The sequence below is a fragment of the Viridibacillus sp. FSL R5-0888 genome (assembly GCF_038009105.1).
Taxonomy (GTDB): domain Bacteria; phylum Bacillota; class Bacilli; order Bacillales_A; family Planococcaceae; genus Viridibacillus; species Viridibacillus arenosi.
In genome coordinates this window covers 2,505,088-2,519,030 of the sequence record NZ_JBBPAU010000001.1, presented here as the reverse complement: position 1 = coordinate 2,519,030, position 13,943 = coordinate 2,505,088, and the positions used below count along the sequence as shown (strand labels likewise).

The following is a 13,943-nucleotide window of genomic DNA, read 5'->3' as shown; positions in this document are numbered from 1 at the left end:
AATTATACTTAGATGTATAGTTATTATAAGGGGTGATAGGATGAGTAAGAACTTTATTATATTTGGAGCAAGCCATGGGTTAGGCGATGCATTTGTAAAAGGCTTACCCACTAAGGGAGATACAGTATGGGTGGTATCACGGACACGACCAAGTAGTTTAGATGTAAATGATGGCGTAAATCGTAAATGGGTCGCAATTGATTTATCTAGTCAACAACAAATTCCTTCTTTAAAAGAAACTTTAAAAGACAATCCTATTGATGTATTAATTTATAATGTAGGAGTATGGGAAAAGCGTGGTTTTGAAGATGACTATACGTTTGATAAGGATGAAGTTAGGGACATCTCGAACATAATTAATATTAATTTAACTTCCACTATTACTTATATTCAGGCGCTTTTACCTAATTTAAGACAGGCGGACAATGGGAAAATTATATTAATTGGTTCAACAGCAGGTTTAGATCATACGAATAGTGCACAAGTTTCATTTGTCACATCTAAATTTGGCTTACGTGGTATTACAAATGCTTTACGAGAGCATGTGAGAAAAGATATGATCTCTGTAACGTGTATTAATCCAGGAGAGCTTGCTGCTGAAGTACCATATGAAGAAGGTGCAGAAAAGGCAATTATGTTGTATCAAGGTACACGTATTCCTGTACAAGACATTGTAGCTGTTGTCCATTGCGTTATTAATTTATCGCCTGTTTCATGTGTAAAGGAAATTAATATTCCTGCCATAACAGACTTAAATGCATGATTGTATAACATATGACTAGTACTACATACAGCTCCCATTTTGATCAAACTTTTTTCAAAATGGGAGCTATTTAATTTCCCTAGAATCAATGTTTGCAGTTCCCCTTCTTTAAAGACAATAAAATGCTGGCATATGTCATTATTGAAGATACTAGGAACCCTTTACAAAGGAAGATAAAAAGTTAGAGCCACTTTGTTTTTTAGATGACGAAGATATGGTTGACGATTTACCTGAAGCATTAGTAACAGGACGTGAATATCAGTACTTAAACTACTACTTTAAAAAACTAGCATACAACCCAACATCAATTAAAGAAGAGGATGTAACTGAATACATTCGTCAATATTCTAGACCAGGTGCATTACATGCAGGGTTTAATTATTATCGTACATTGTTAGATGATGGCCAATATAATCAGCAATATAATGAACACAAATTGACGATGCCTATTTTAGCGTATTGCGGTGAAACATCTACAGGGGACTATTTACGTCAATCAATTCTCTCGATTTCGGAACATGTAGAAGGTGGTTCTATTCCAGAATGCGGCCATTATAGCAGAAGAACAACCTGGATTCTTAATTAATGCACTGACAAAATTCTTGAGCCAATCGTAATAAACGCTTTGCTTTTATAATTGAGGCTTTCCCAAATATCGTTGCATAACGATTTTTGAGGTCAGTTTTTTTGTATGTTAATATTTTTTTGCAAAAAGCAAAAAAATCGCTCTCTTCACTATATGAAGTAGAGCGATACTTAATCTTACTGATAAATCACATGTTAAATACCAAATAGCTGATAGTCTAACTATTGGTGTTTTAAAATTGTTAATCCATTTTTCTTACCCGAAGCAATTAATTTTTCCGCTTGTTCTTTTGAAATAGGTTGATTTGGCAATTCAGTTGCAGAAATAGCAGGTCTAGCGATATCACGAATGACATTTTCAAAATCGGTTGATGTAAGTGATAAAATCGCTTTTGCTGTATCTGTTTTTAAACGGAACGTATGAGATTTTCCTCTTGGTACAAAGACTACATCACCAGCAACAGCCTTAATTTCTTGATCCTCTAAATAGAATGTAATTTCTCCTTCAACCACACGCCAAATTTCATCTTCATTTTCATGAATATGAAATGGAGCTTCTAATCCTTTTACTTCATTAAATTCAAACACTGAGAAATTCCCTTCAGATTCTGTACTTAATAATAAAGGTTTTATGCGAGCGCCCAAAAAAATATAATGCTCATTCGTCAATAATTCAGTCATATCATTTTCTCCCTTTGTCGATAACGATGTAAAGTAGTTTAATAATAAAAAGATCCATCACACTTATCATTTTATATATTAAATGATAGATGTTCAAGTGGTACGCCTTCGGAATTAACTTGAATACTATTCCATTGTGATAAAGTGGTAATAGTTTGGCTATATGGGAATTGATATAATGTTTATGATTTATACAAACAGGCGAGAATTCAAGGCAACTTCACGTATGCATTACCAATTGGGCTTACCCATACTGTAAAATGGAGAAGAAATAACCTTTATGAAAAATTTCTATAAGGGATAAAATCAATCTTTAGCAATTACAACAAATATCAATTAATATATAAAGTGATAGGAGATTATTATGAAATACTCATTAAGAAGAATTCGTTTAAGTTATATCACCTGGTTTCGTTACACACGTTTTTTTAACCGTAGTATGACCTGTAGCAATCGTCATTTAGCTAAGTGGGGATTACGAACAGGTCAGTTTGATATTATTAGTCATTTAAAAGAAGGTGAACGAGTTACGCAATCAGAATTAGCCAATCGTCTTGTGGTGACCAATTCAAATATTACTCAAATTTTAAATAAGCTAGAAGATGCGGGCTATATTCTACGCGAACAAGATTGGAAGACAAAATATATTTCACTCACACCAAAAGGCGTAGCACTACGAAACGAAGTTGTCCCTGCACAAGAACAATTCCGCGCATCGCAATTTGCGCATTTAACAGAAGATGAACTCGAACAGCTGAACCACTTACTAAAAAAAACAAATCAAGGAGTGTATGAAGAGTGAATATTTTACGAAACGAACAAGCATATTCAAACGGTGGAGGAGTTTTTTTCCTGAAAATAAGTCGACCAGGTTTAATCGATGGAATCTTTGAGAAAGAGGATCATGCATTTGGCCCACTTCCGAATTGACCACGCAATTGGGCAGATTCCATACGCAAAACTTCCACTAAATCACGAACAGCCCACTTGGCTTGGATGCACCATAAAGGTGGTTTTTAAGAACGAAGATAAATCAAAGTTATTCCATTAAAGGGCTCTTTAGTTTAATAAAGCAACAGTAGAAGAATGATAAGAAAAAAAGGACTCGATTCCTCTAAATAGGAATCGAGCCTATATAATTAAACCCACCAGCACCAATGTGTTGCCACGTACACTCGACACATTGTGAGGCTGTCGAGTGGTTGGAGTTAGTGTAAGTAAATAAAAATAGCTGTGTTGAAAATCCTTATGTGAATCTCAGCCTCTCTGATTTTTTAATTTAAACTTTTAATTAGCTAGCTTTATTTATTCAATTCCTTATATAAAACATATTTTAAAGCAGAAATTTCATCTTCAGACAGTTTACCTTCAATTTCGGATAATACTTCATCCTTACTAATTGAACCGTTTTGCGCTTGTTTCTGAATATCAAGTAAACGATTAACGCCCACTTTTTTTATTAACACACGTGTCGCTTCTTCCTTAGTTTGGAAGGGAAGAGTATCCGGATTTATAGTTGCTGCCTCGCTTACAATTTCTTGAACCTTCGAATCGTTCTCGATATAGGATTTTACTTCTTCTAGATTTTCGTCATCTAAAGTAGATTCCACTTTTTCGATTATTTTTTCGGAAGCGATATTTGTCCCAAAATGCCACACAGCATAGCCAGCTGCTCCGAGTAAAACAAGAATTATTGCGGTAATTGTTAAAAACTTTTTCATCAACTCACTCCTGACACTTTGAATATAGCACAACTTCTCAAAAACCACGAAGAAAAGATGTTTTCTATAATTGGTTTAATTACAATTATTTGCGAACACAGAGCAGATAAGTTTTCACCCTAATATATAGATAGCATAATTATTATCTATTGTAGGTATGTCTATATTTCCATCTGGGTACTTGTTAAACAATCAGGCGCGAGTGTTTAATAAGCGTCTCTGTTCTTCTTCAACTAACGGGGTGCTTTAGTGAAAGTTCGTTGAGCTGCTTATGCGGCTTTTTTTTTATTCAACTAACCCGGCAGATTAGTTGAAGAGCGTTGTTTAACTTTTGTTCAACAATCGGGCCATTTAATGGAATAACAATTTATTAAATACAACTATTGAGTTAGGGTAGTAGCTGTAGAATAAAAGCGTTACTCCACTAGAATAACGCTTTTTAAATTACATTATGATATTTCATTCTTTAATAGCTGCCTAATTATCAAACTTGATCTTCTAAATACTCATCTGGTGATTTACTGCTGTTTTGTTTCCAATCAATTGAAGCTCCGTATACCAACCTACTTAACATGGTACTTCTATTGCCGAAGGGTAAATGCATAAGGAATGAATTTATTGATGGAGCAGTTGGTTTGTAGAGAGAAGGTTAATTAGGTATTAGAAGGGGCAATTAATATAATAGAATGTTATTAAAGGAAGTCTATAACAAATGTTAAAGTCTTCTATTTGTATGGTTAGTTGCACTTATTGAAACAATTATCGTTGATGTAAAATTAAAGTTTTTTTACAAGAAAGATATAAGAAAATGAAAAAAAGATTATAAATTATTTTTTAGTGGATTGATTTTATTATGGAAATTAGTGGACATCTGAAATAAGACTGATTAAAGCCGATAATTTTTAACATAATAAAAGTAATATTAAAAATTAAAGGTGTGATGAGATTGAAAAGAGCAGTTTTTTTAGATCGAGATGGAGTAATAAATGAAGTACTAACTGATCGAGTGAAATTTGTAAACGAACCGAATCAATTTTATTTTTTACCTGGTGTAGAAGAAGCAATTAAAAGTTTAAATGAGTATTTTGATTATGTGTTTGTCGTAACAAATCAAGGTGGAATTGGATTAGGTTATATGAAGGAAAAGCAGTTACATAAAATTCATGACTATATGGTGGCTGAACTGGAGAAAAAGGGAGCAACGATTCATGAGGTTGCCTATTGTCCGCATAAACCAAAGGCTGGATGTGAATGTAGAAAACCAAATAGCAAAATGATTTTAGATTTAGGTGAAAAACACAAAATTGATCTTGAAAAATCATATATGGTTGGAGATACTGATACGGATATTCAGGCAGGTGAAAAAGCAGGTACAAGAACCGTTTTTATTGGTGAGAGTGATCCATTAGCAAATGCAGTGTGTCCAAATTTAAAAGAGGCAGTACAATGGATTATTCATGATATTAAAAATCATAAGAAATAACCCACAGTGGAAAATTATCCATTATGGGTGTTTTTATCTCAACGCATTGTGAAGTGGTCACGGGTTAGAGCCAAAATAATGAATGAAAGAAGAACGGATTCCAAGCGGTGGAATCCGTTCTTTTTCATTGGTTTTTATTAAAGGACAAAAGTTATTTTGGTTGGAGTTTTATTGAACTAACGATAAGCTTAGTTTAATAATCTTATCTAGTTCTGTTCAACTAACGGGTGCTTAGTTGGATCTTTGAGCTAGAGAAGGTAAACATGGAGAAGGTGGGCTGGGCATTTATGTTATCCCAAGAGGTATTACAACAGTAGGTTATCCCTTTTATCTCCTGATATTATCCCGTATGTATGGGGTGTTATTTTTTTCTTGGCTTTTTTCGTAATAATTGTTGCTTTTAAATAAATCGATTTACAATATTATCCACTTATAATAAGATATTTGTAAACAGGATTACAAATACTAGGTTTTAATTAGAAGAGGATGGTAGATATAAGATGATACCAACATTCGAAACAGAAAGATTAGTCATACGACCTTATGTTAAAACTGATGCCGATAAAGTAGAACTGTTAGCAGGGAACCCAATAGTTGCTGAAACAACAGTCGCTATACCACAACCATATCCAAAAGGGTTAGCCGCCTCTTGGATAAGTAAGCATGAGAAAAAGGCTATTGAGATAGGGAGCTATACCTTTGCTGTAGTATTAAAATCGACTAGCGAACTTTAGGAACACTATCCTTTCGCGTGGACATCGATAGGTATATTTTAAAGACTGTCGAAATATTAAAGACGTAAAGATTTAACGTTGTTCATCTAAGAATAAACGATCCTAATTTAGTTATCATAAGGAGTGCTTAAATTGACTGTACATAGTAAATTCCCTAATTTAGAAACTGACAGATTGATTTTGCGGAATGTGGGAAATGAGGATATTGACTTTATTTATCGACACTTCAGCAACGAAAAAGTATGTGAATTTTTATATGATGAAGAATGGTTTACGACTAGAAATGAAGCTACAGAGTTTGTTGAATGGAATTCAAATCCTGAAGAAAAAGGATTTAATCGATGGATATTAGTCGAAAAAAATGATCAGCAAAAAATTGGAACGTGTGGATTTGATTCTTGGGATAGAACGAACCATATAGCGGAGATAGGCTATGATTTATGGTACGAATATTGGGGACAGGGATATATGAAAGAGGGATTGAAAATTGCTATCGAAAGTGGCTTTAATAATATGGCACTGAATAGAATTAACGCATTTGTAGCTTTGGAAAATATCAATTCTATAAAATTATTAGAAAAGCTAGGATTTAAGAATGAAGGGGTTTACAGAGATAAGCATTTATTTAGAGGTAAGTATTATGACCACTACTCTTTTTCTTTGTTAAAAAGAGACTGGAATCAATTCAAGGGTTAATTCAACGATTCGACTAACGATTCCTTTAGTATGTGAATGATTGTACTTAAAGTAACGGAGCAGGTTAGTAGAAGAGCGTTGTTTAACTTGTGTTCAACAATCGGGCTATATTGAGAGTATTTTGTTGGTGACATGAAAACAGAATGAGTGACGCAAGGAATAAATGTTATTTACACTTTACTACGGGGGTACTTATGAAAACTCACTATTATTTAGGTTGGTTTAACAATTTATTTCCAGAGAATCTGGGCATGGTGTTACAGGAGGATATAACTGATAGAAAATCGCTTGCTATGATTAGCTCGAATCCATCTATTTATGAAGATGATGGTGCTACTGAACGCTCGTGGCTTGACCAGGCTGGCATTATGTTTGATGAATATCATTTAATTAATTATCGCGTACAGAAGGAAGATGCCCAAACGATAATTCAAAATGCTTCAGTCATTTTCTTATTGGGTGGGAATACGCTTAAACAAAATGGTTTTTTGATGGAATATGAATTATCGGATTCGATTAAAAAAAGCAGCGCCGTTGTGATGGGAGCAAGCGCTGGTGCAATCAACATGTCCGCTAAATGGTTATGCTCGAAAAACTTTGGATATAAAGTTGAAATGAGCTCTGTTTACGACGGAATCGGTCTTGACAATTTTTCCGTCCTGTCTCATTTTGATCTTGAAAATAACATTGCACTGGTTCAAAGCGAACTATCTCTCCTATCGGAAGAAATAAATATTTATGCGTCGAACAAAGATTGCGCTGTACGTGTAAAGGGAGACAAAATCGACGTTTTGGGCAATGTTTTTTTAATTTCCCACTCAAAGATTCAGAAATTGGATGAGACGCTCTAGTTGTAGTGAATGGCTATAGCTTAATTGAATTAATTTCTTTATGCAAGGCCTCTATTTTTAAATTTAGTGAAGGAGAACTAGGTAAAATAGGATTGTCCGGAAAGCATAGATGTGCAGAACGGTCTACTGCTATCGGTGCGAGTGTTGAATATGCGTCTCTTTTTTCTTCTTCAACTAACGAGGGCTTTACTTCAATAAGGAGTAGAGCCTTTTTCTTATTGAACTAACCGGGCAGTTTAGTTGAATAAGCACTTAAAAAAGAGACAGTACCTATTTTGGGTACTGCCTCTTTTTCCTTAATACATTTACTTTTATAAACTAACTGCAAAGTAGGGAATTTTAATTGTTCAGTTGTAAAGAGAGCCCAAATGTAATTCCAATAACTACTAGTTAATTTTCTGGTTTAATATAAGGAACAATTTGGGCAGTAGAACCTGCTTATGCTCCACGAACAAAATCTTGATTTTCTAACGCTTTAAAATTTTGCGTTTGGCAAGTCAGCATCGCTCCTGAAATGCCCATTTAATCCCATTTTTATTCATATTCATATTCAAAAAATCCTGGATTATTTCGATAAAGCCATTGTATGCCTCCTTTGGTGAAGGAGATGGTTCAAATCCATAAACATGTGTACAAGAAGGTTCCTTACTTTCATCTACAATTGGTGAGGTAATATATTGATCCGTGTTAAACCGATATTGCTAAGAAAACACAATGTAGCGAGAAAAAACTATCGACTTGTGGCTATTTAGCACTTTATGATCCTTTGTGCCCCGGCTTCCCGTTAACTTCTAGGTTTACGCAATCCATCACGGGAAGGTGGATTACTACCATTGGGACAGGTTAGCCCAACTTGGATATAAAAAATTATTAATAGAATGTTACGTTTTAAGAAATGAATCGTTTATTAAACTGGATAGATTAAATGGGGGAAGTGAGTTGGATGTGAAGTTTGTTGACTTGTATGATGCTTATTTTGATGATATTTATAGGTATGTGTATGTGAAGACGAGTAATAAATGGGATACGGAAGATTTGGTTAGTGATGTGTTTCGGAAGGCGTTTGAAAAGTTTTCTATGTTGGAAGGACATCCGAATGACAAGGCTTGGCTGTTTACCATCGCGAGGAATACGGTCATTGATTACTATCGGAAAAAGAAGAGTGTGTTAATGGGAGTTGAATTCGAACAGTATTTGAGTCAGCTTCAATTTGAAGATCCGTTTGATGGTACAACGGAGAAGGAATGTTTACAGAAAAGTTTAAGGCATTTATCAGACGAAGATTTAGAAATTACGGAATTACGGTATTTTGCTGATTTGAAATTTAAAGATATGGCGGTCATTTTGAAAAAAGAGGAAGGGTCTCTTCGTGTGAAGTCAAATCGTATTACGAAAAAGTTAGGTGTTTTAGTTAGGAAGTGTTGGGGGGATTATGATGGAGAACGGAAAAATAATGAAGACACTTTACGAGTTAAGAAATGAGATAGAGGTTGACACTGATTTAAAAAAACAATTGCGTAAAACATTTGTGAAGAAAAGTAGGACGAGGAAATGGAAGAATGCTTGGATTCCTTTACTTGCTGCAGCTATCTTGTTTTTAGCTTTTTTATTGTCGAATGAACAAGTACCACAACACGTGAAGGCAAGTTCGTTAAAGATTGCGAATGCAATTTCGTTTCTCGATATTGGGAGCGGGGAGATAACAGCCTATACGTATCATGATGGACGTTTGTATCTCTCATTAGAGGGCAGAGGTATTTTTGTTTATGGGAATGAATTGAAAAAAGTTTTAAATAATGCTGCGGATAGTTTTAGCCGTTCGTCTAAGGGGGAGAAGCTACTTTTTACGTATAATGGAGATGTATTTTTGTTTGATGTGAAAACTACGAAGTCGGAAAAAGTGCTAGATGGAACTCCAGATTCTAGTTATATTTATCCAGAATGGAAGGATCAGAACCATATCTATTTAACAAAAGTAACGGATAAGGAAAAACAAATTGTAGAAGTGAATGTGCAAACAAAGGAAGAGACCTTCATTGCAAGCGGAGAAATGGCCTCTCTTGTAGAGAAGGAACAAAAACTTGTCTTCGAGCGCCATGGAGAAATTATTATTTATAACGTAAAGAGTGGAAAAGAAACCATTGTGGATCGCGGTAAGGACCCATCTGTTACAAACGATGGCAATTATATTTCGTATGTGAAAGAGCGTTCTGGGTTTGAAGATGTATGGATTTCGGATATGGATTTAGAGACAAAAAATAAGGTCACGACAAATCCGTCTCCACGCTTTGAGCCTTCTGGTGAAGGGATGTATCGTTATCAATTTCCCATTTGGGGTAATGATGAACGTACATTGTATGTTATGAAAAAGAGAAACGATGGTGAAAACGGACCTGCTAAGATTATGAAAATCGAATTGAGTGAACAATCGAGTACGGAGATTGAAACGGTGAAAAGTTATTTACAAGCTTTGATGGTGCGAGATGATGACTTTGCAAAAAGCTTACTAAAAGACCAACCGGAATTTTTAACGTATTCGAATCCTAAACAAATTGGTTTTCAAATACTGGAGACGACAAAAAAAGAACAGTCTACTTCAGTAAAAGCTGAAGTCTATTGGACAGACACATCTCTTGCTTATTACAAAGTGTCCACGTATGACTTTACCCTTATAAAGGAAAATGAGCGATATGTGATTGAAACAGTGAAAGAGCTATCTGCCACAGAACTTCTGTCAAATGAACAGAACGAAATTGAATTGGTGAAGGATGGCAAGGGAGAGGCACTTTTTTCTTTACAAGACATTCCTCAGTCTTTTATTCAAACTGAAAATATTCGATTCAGTTCCTTGCTCCGTACACATGATGAAAAAACAGTTATTTTTAGTTTGCAGGGAATGGATGAAACGAGTAAAGTTACCTTATTTTCTTTCAATGGTGAAACAAAAGCCTTCAACTTGTTAGCTACACTTGAAGGAGGAGTTATGTATAAAGTTGCACTGGATGCTACTGGACGCTATTTAACCGCAGACTATTCTACAGACGCTCTTGATTCGAAAATGTTAATCATTGATTTAGAAAAAGGAAAGCAAACAGACTTTACCAACGTCCGCTCCAAGTTCTGGAAGGGAGACAAACTCATCCTAGAGGAAGTGGCGGAAACACATTCTATGTATTATCAGTATGATCCACATACGGGAAGTAAAATAAATTACTAATTCACTCAACTTTCGCAGAGTGAAACCGGCAAATACGAATTGATATAACTGGGTTGGCCGTTGATCCGCTGTTGTAGTTGATTATCAATCGACTTTCTTATTTTCGACTTATTAAACTATGGATAAAGCAAGGCAGGGGAGGCTTTACTTCAATAAGGAGTAAAGCCTTTTTCTTATTGAACTAACGGGGTAGGTTAGTTGAAGAAGGGTATACATTTAAAATGTAAAAATGGTATTATTTAGGTAGTTGTGCATTTTTCTTAAATTAAGGTATAAATGGTGTGAATTTAATGAAAATACTAAGCAAATTACCCAAAAGTTGTAGATTTAAAATAAAGATTGATCATTTGTAATAAAGTCCGATAATTTGTAAAAAGGTTTGATACAATTGCATTGACAAGATTGATTATGACAATTCAACAAACGGGCCATTTTGCCGAACAAGGATTAGAAATCACAGGGGAAAAAGAGTTAGCATTGGTGAATATTTTGTGTACCCTATTTTGAGAATTATGGAAATGATATTTGGAATTTTTTAGGCCATTTGTGGAAGTGGCTTGTCTTAGGAGAGGAGATAAAAAAATGATTGAATTACGAAAGATAACCGGGGATAACATAGATGAAGTAATAGCACTTGAAGTTGAAGAAAACCAGGAAGACTTTTTAGAAACTACTAACCTCAGAAGCTTTGCAGACGCTCATATGTTGAACGCAGACGGTATACCAGCGACTCCCTTTGCCATTTATGTCGATGAAGTTGCGGTTGGATTTTTGATGTATATTTATGATACGTTGGATCATGAATCATTTGAAAATGAAGTTTTTTACGGGAAGAAGAGCTATTTTATTTGGCATATTATGATTGAAAAGAGTTATCAGGGGAAAGGATATGGCAAACTTGCTTTTGAAAAAATGTTGATGGATATTGAAACTACGCCAGATGGAGAAGCAGAATATGTAGCCCTCTTTTATCGAACAAGTAATGTCATAGCTAAAACATTATACGCTTCATTTGGTTTCGTAGATACAGGAATCATTCAGGATAATTCGATGTTGGCGATTAAAAATCTAGATGGGAAAATAACAGAATCCTTAGTAGAATAGGAACTATTGGAAAGAAATGTAAGATATAAACGTTTTGACCCATAATAAACATAAATATCCAGAAGAATAAACCGATTTTGTTAACTCTGTCTTAGCAAAAATATAATATTTATACCGCAATAGGGCGCGATTGTTTTAGAATTACTAGGTAGAAAATGATCAAACTTTATTATAAAAATCGCATAGTATTTCACAAAGAATTAACCCGTTTTGATCAATCATTTTTCAAAACGAGTTCTTATCATTTAACTTAAAATATGGATTTTGGGGATACTTTAGATCAAACTTTATTCCAAACCAACAAAAGTAACCCACGTTTACATTTGGAATTAATTAAAAATTCGGATTTTTATCTAATATTCCGTGGATTCTTAAAGAAAACCCTGATGATTAAGGAAAAGTCTTATTCAACAAACGGATGCTTTACTTGAAGATCATTGAGTTGCATATGCAGCTCTTTTTTTCTTTCATTCTTGAACTAACGAAGCAGGTTTGTTCAATAGGAAATCACAAAAGGAAGAGCATTTATTATAAAATAAGATTTGACGTATTAATGTCTAAAAAAAAAGTAATACAAAAAATTGAGATGATGCACATTAGTATTATTACACGACAAAAATAAAAATATATGGAGGTTAGTAATGTTTATAATATTTGGGGTTATTGCAATAGTAGCAACTTTTATAAATCTTTATATGTATAAAGTAGGAAAGGATTATAAGATTGCTATGGCGATAGGACTATCATTTACAGCATTAACACTTTGTTCAGAATATAGTCTTGTATCTCGGTGGGTAAAAGTGGAAGATTGGTCAGCTTTAGGGGATGTAGTACCTGGTATGGAAAAGGCATTATGGTTTTTGACAATTGTTTCTATCTTACTAAATATAACACCTATACTTTTAGAACTAAAAGGTAAGAAATAATTACTTATTGTCACATCATTTATATAATATGCAATTACTGTGGAAGTCTTTATGTATAACTAACGGGGGCGTTTCTTTAAAAAGGAAAGCTCTTTTCGTATCCAATTAAAAGGAAGTAAATGTTTTTTTTATATTAAGGATGGTTGCTCTTCTATTATAGGTGGAGAAAGCTTTAATACGATATATGCTACAATTTTAAAAAAGTAAACTTTGGAGGCACACCACTGCAATAAGACTTATAACGAAATTAAGTCCTTGATATATCCCGTCAAGGACATATTATGAAACAGTGCTTTAATAAAGGAGTTGTATAAAATGGATGAAAAAAAAGATACAGAAATAAAACGCTCTTCAAAAGCAGAAAACATTCTACCTCAGATCAATAGTAAAACTAAGCTAGGCGACTTACGAAAAATCGCGAAGGACATTAAAAAAGATCACGAACTTGCTATGGAACTTTGGTCAACCGAAGAGTTTTTGCCCAGACTATTAGCAATCTTAATTATGGACAAAAAACTTCTTTCACATGATGTGCTAAATAAGCTTGATAAGGATATGCAGACTCACACTTTTGATGAGCGGAATAACTTAATGGATTGGTTAATGGCTAATCAGCTCACCAAAGACAAGAAGAAGATTGCATTGATGGAGTCATGGGAAAATAGTCTTTCTGCTCTTCAAAGGCGAGCTTTCTGGTATTATCAAGGGCGATTGAGATGGACTGGACAAACACCGCCTGTTAACACCGCAGACTTGCTATCTGCATTAGAAGCTAATATTACGCAGGAAGAACCGGAAGTTCAATGGGCTATGAATTTCACCGCAGGCTGGATAGGCGTTTATGATGAAAAGAATCGTGCACGTTGTATTAAACTTGGTGAGAAAACGGGTCTTTACAAAGATGAAATAGTAGCAAAAGGATGTACTCCCAGCTATTTGCCGGAGTTCATTACGATTGAAGTTAACAAACGACATAATAATTAGTTATCTCTGAAAAATTTATTAGGGTTTAATGCAAAAAATAAAGGAATTCAAAGCCTCAATATGAAAATTGTAATAGGTTTGGACCGAAAAATAAAGAAAACAACGCGTTATGGCAGCTAGTTAGTGGAATAATGCAAGGAAGATGTAAAGGATTAACCCACTATCTCTTTTTGATCTGTAGGGCGCTTATCTTTTAGA

15 protein-coding genes and 1 pseudogene are annotated in these 13,943 nt (G+C 34.4%); 13 read left to right on the top strand and 3 right to left on the bottom strand.

The window, feature by feature from the left end; translation table 11 throughout:
* Positions 1-40: 40 nt before the first annotated feature.
* Together MKY02_RS12450 and MKY02_RS12445 are read left to right on the top strand one after the other, a co-directional pair.
* Positions 41-763, top strand: a complete 723-nt coding sequence (locus tag MKY02_RS12450; protein ID WP_340711278.1) for an SDR family NAD(P)-dependent oxidoreductase — start codon at positions 41-43, stop codon at positions 761-763.
* Between the two features lie 214 nt (positions 764-977).
* Positions 978-1,349 carry a hypothetical protein gene (locus MKY02_RS12445; RefSeq protein WP_340711275.1) on the top strand — a complete coding sequence of 124 codons (372 nt, stop codon included), beginning with the start codon at positions 978-980 and terminating at the stop codon, positions 1,347-1,349.
* A 221-nt stretch (positions 1,350-1,570) separates the two neighbouring features.
* Here MKY02_RS12445 and MKY02_RS12440 read toward each other — a convergent pair whose 3' ends face one another.
* Positions 1,571-2,029 (bottom strand): cupin domain-containing protein, encoded by a 459-nt coding sequence (locus tag MKY02_RS12440; RefSeq protein WP_038191410.1) that lies wholly within the window; start codon positions 2,027-2,029, stop codon positions 1,571-1,573.
* A gap of 364 nt (positions 2,030-2,393) precedes the next feature.
* Between MKY02_RS12440 and MKY02_RS12435 the strand changes: the two genes are divergently transcribed.
* Together MKY02_RS12435 and MKY02_RS12430 are read left to right on the top strand one after the other, a co-directional pair.
* The gene (locus MKY02_RS12435; RefSeq protein WP_340711273.1) at positions 2,394-2,831 is read left to right on the top strand and encodes a MarR family winged helix-turn-helix transcriptional regulator; all 438 of its coding nucleotides are present in this window, start codon (positions 2,394-2,396) and stop codon (positions 2,829-2,831) included.
* Positions 2,828-2,959, top strand: coding sequence for a hypothetical protein (locus MKY02_RS12430; protein WP_281489853.1), 132 nt, complete (start codon positions 2,828-2,830; stop codon positions 2,957-2,959). Before MKY02_RS12435 ends, MKY02_RS12430 begins: the two co-directional genes overlap by 4 nt.
* 371 nt (positions 2,960-3,330) lie before the next feature.
* Here the strand turns inward: MKY02_RS12430 and MKY02_RS12425 are convergent, their stop codons facing one another.
* The gene (locus tag MKY02_RS12425; protein ID WP_038191422.1) at positions 3,331-3,750 is read right to left on the bottom strand and encodes a hypothetical protein; all 420 of its coding nucleotides are present in this window, start codon (positions 3,748-3,750) and stop codon (positions 3,331-3,333) included.
* 946 nt (positions 3,751-4,696) lie between these two features.
* Here MKY02_RS12425 and MKY02_RS12420 point away from each other — a divergent pair.
* From MKY02_RS12420 to MKY02_RS12405, 4 genes are all read left to right on the top strand, one after another.
* Positions 4,697-5,233 carry a D-glycero-alpha-D-manno-heptose-1,7-bisphosphate 7-phosphatase gene (locus MKY02_RS12420; protein WP_038191424.1) on the top strand — a complete coding sequence of 179 codons (537 nt, stop codon included), beginning with the start codon at positions 4,697-4,699 and terminating at the stop codon, positions 5,231-5,233.
* 500 nt (positions 5,234-5,733) lie between these two features.
* Positions 5,734-5,967, top strand: a complete 234-nt coding sequence (locus MKY02_RS12415; protein ID WP_038191472.1) for a GNAT family N-acetyltransferase — start codon at positions 5,734-5,736, stop codon at positions 5,965-5,967.
* A gap of 132 nt (positions 5,968-6,099) precedes the next feature.
* Positions 6,100-6,663, top strand: coding sequence for a GNAT family N-acetyltransferase (locus MKY02_RS12410; RefSeq protein WP_038191426.1), 564 nt, complete (start codon positions 6,100-6,102; stop codon positions 6,661-6,663).
* A 194-nt stretch (positions 6,664-6,857) separates the two neighbouring features.
* Positions 6,858-7,514 (top strand): Type 1 glutamine amidotransferase-like domain-containing protein, encoded by a 657-nt coding sequence (locus MKY02_RS12405; protein WP_038191428.1) that lies wholly within the window; start codon positions 6,858-6,860, stop codon positions 7,512-7,514.
* A 438-nt stretch (positions 7,515-7,952) separates the two neighbouring features.
* Here MKY02_RS12405 and MKY02_RS12400 read toward each other — a convergent pair.
* Positions 7,953-8,191 (bottom strand): annotated as a pseudogene (locus MKY02_RS12400) (hypothetical protein); the annotation flags it as partial.
* 268 nt (positions 8,192-8,459) lie between these two features.
* Between MKY02_RS12400 and MKY02_RS12395 the strand changes: the two are divergent.
* The 5 genes from MKY02_RS12395 to MKY02_RS12375 all read left to right on the top strand — a co-directional run bounded on the left by MKY02_RS12395 (position 8,460) and on the right by MKY02_RS12375 (position 13,745).
* Positions 8,460-8,996: an RNA polymerase sigma factor gene (locus MKY02_RS12395; protein WP_235175794.1), complete on the top strand. Its 537-nt coding sequence runs from the start codon at positions 8,460-8,462 to the stop codon at positions 8,994-8,996.
* On the top strand, positions 8,950-10,731 hold the full coding sequence (locus MKY02_RS12390) for a hypothetical protein (RefSeq protein ID WP_340711271.1): 1,782 nt from the start codon (positions 8,950-8,952) through the stop codon (positions 10,729-10,731). The genes MKY02_RS12395 and MKY02_RS12390 overlap by 47 nt, the downstream gene beginning before the upstream one ends.
* A 582-nt stretch (positions 10,732-11,313) precedes the next feature.
* Positions 11,314-11,835 (top strand): GNAT family N-acetyltransferase, encoded by a 522-nt coding sequence (locus MKY02_RS12385; protein ID WP_038191437.1) that lies wholly within the window; start codon positions 11,314-11,316, stop codon positions 11,833-11,835.
* A 641-nt stretch (positions 11,836-12,476) separates the two neighbouring features.
* Positions 12,477-12,761: a hypothetical protein gene (locus MKY02_RS12380; protein WP_340711269.1), complete on the top strand. Its 285-nt coding sequence runs from the start codon at positions 12,477-12,479 to the stop codon at positions 12,759-12,761.
* Positions 12,762-13,076: 315 nt separating this feature from the next.
* Entirely contained in the window at positions 13,077-13,745 is a 669-nt protein-coding gene (locus MKY02_RS12375; protein WP_340711268.1) for a DNA alkylation repair protein, read from the top strand.
* Positions 13,746-13,943 lie beyond the last annotated feature (198 nt).

What these genes read in the sequence shown, in the direction of transcription:
- MKY02_RS12450 (WP_340711278.1), top strand. Translation starts at nt 41, where the DNA reads ATGAGTAAGAACTTTATTATATTTGGAGCAAGCCATGGGTTAGGCGAT.
- MKY02_RS12445 (WP_340711275.1), top strand. Translation starts at nt 978, where the DNA reads ATGGTTGACGATTTACCTGAAGCATTAGTAACAGGACGTGAATATCAG.
- MKY02_RS12440 (WP_038191410.1), bottom strand. Translation starts at nt 2,029, where the DNA reads ATGACTGAATTATTGACGAATGAGCATTATATTTTTTTGGGCGCTCGC.
- MKY02_RS12435 (WP_340711273.1), top strand. Translation starts at nt 2,394, where the DNA reads ATGAAATACTCATTAAGAAGAATTCGTTTAAGTTATATCACCTGGTTT.
- MKY02_RS12425 (WP_038191422.1), bottom strand. Translation starts at nt 3,750, where the DNA reads ATGAAAAAGTTTTTAACAATTACCGCAATAATTCTTGTTTTACTCGGA.
- MKY02_RS12415 (WP_038191472.1), top strand. Translation starts at nt 5,734, where the DNA reads ATGATACCAACATTCGAAACAGAAAGATTAGTCATACGACCTTATGTT.
- MKY02_RS12405 (WP_038191428.1), top strand. Translation starts at nt 6,858, where the DNA reads ATGAAAACTCACTATTATTTAGGTTGGTTTAACAATTTATTTCCAGAG.
- MKY02_RS12390 (WP_340711271.1), top strand. Translation starts at nt 8,950, where the DNA reads ATGGAGAACGGAAAAATAATGAAGACACTTTACGAGTTAAGAAATGAG.
- MKY02_RS12385 (WP_038191437.1), top strand. Translation starts at nt 11,314, where the DNA reads ATGATTGAATTACGAAAGATAACCGGGGATAACATAGATGAAGTAATA.
- MKY02_RS12380 (WP_340711269.1), top strand. Translation starts at nt 12,477, where the DNA reads ATGTTTATAATATTTGGGGTTATTGCAATAGTAGCAACTTTTATAAAT.
- MKY02_RS12375 (WP_340711268.1), top strand. Translation starts at nt 13,077, where the DNA reads ATGGATGAAAAAAAAGATACAGAAATAAAACGCTCTTCAAAAGCAGAA.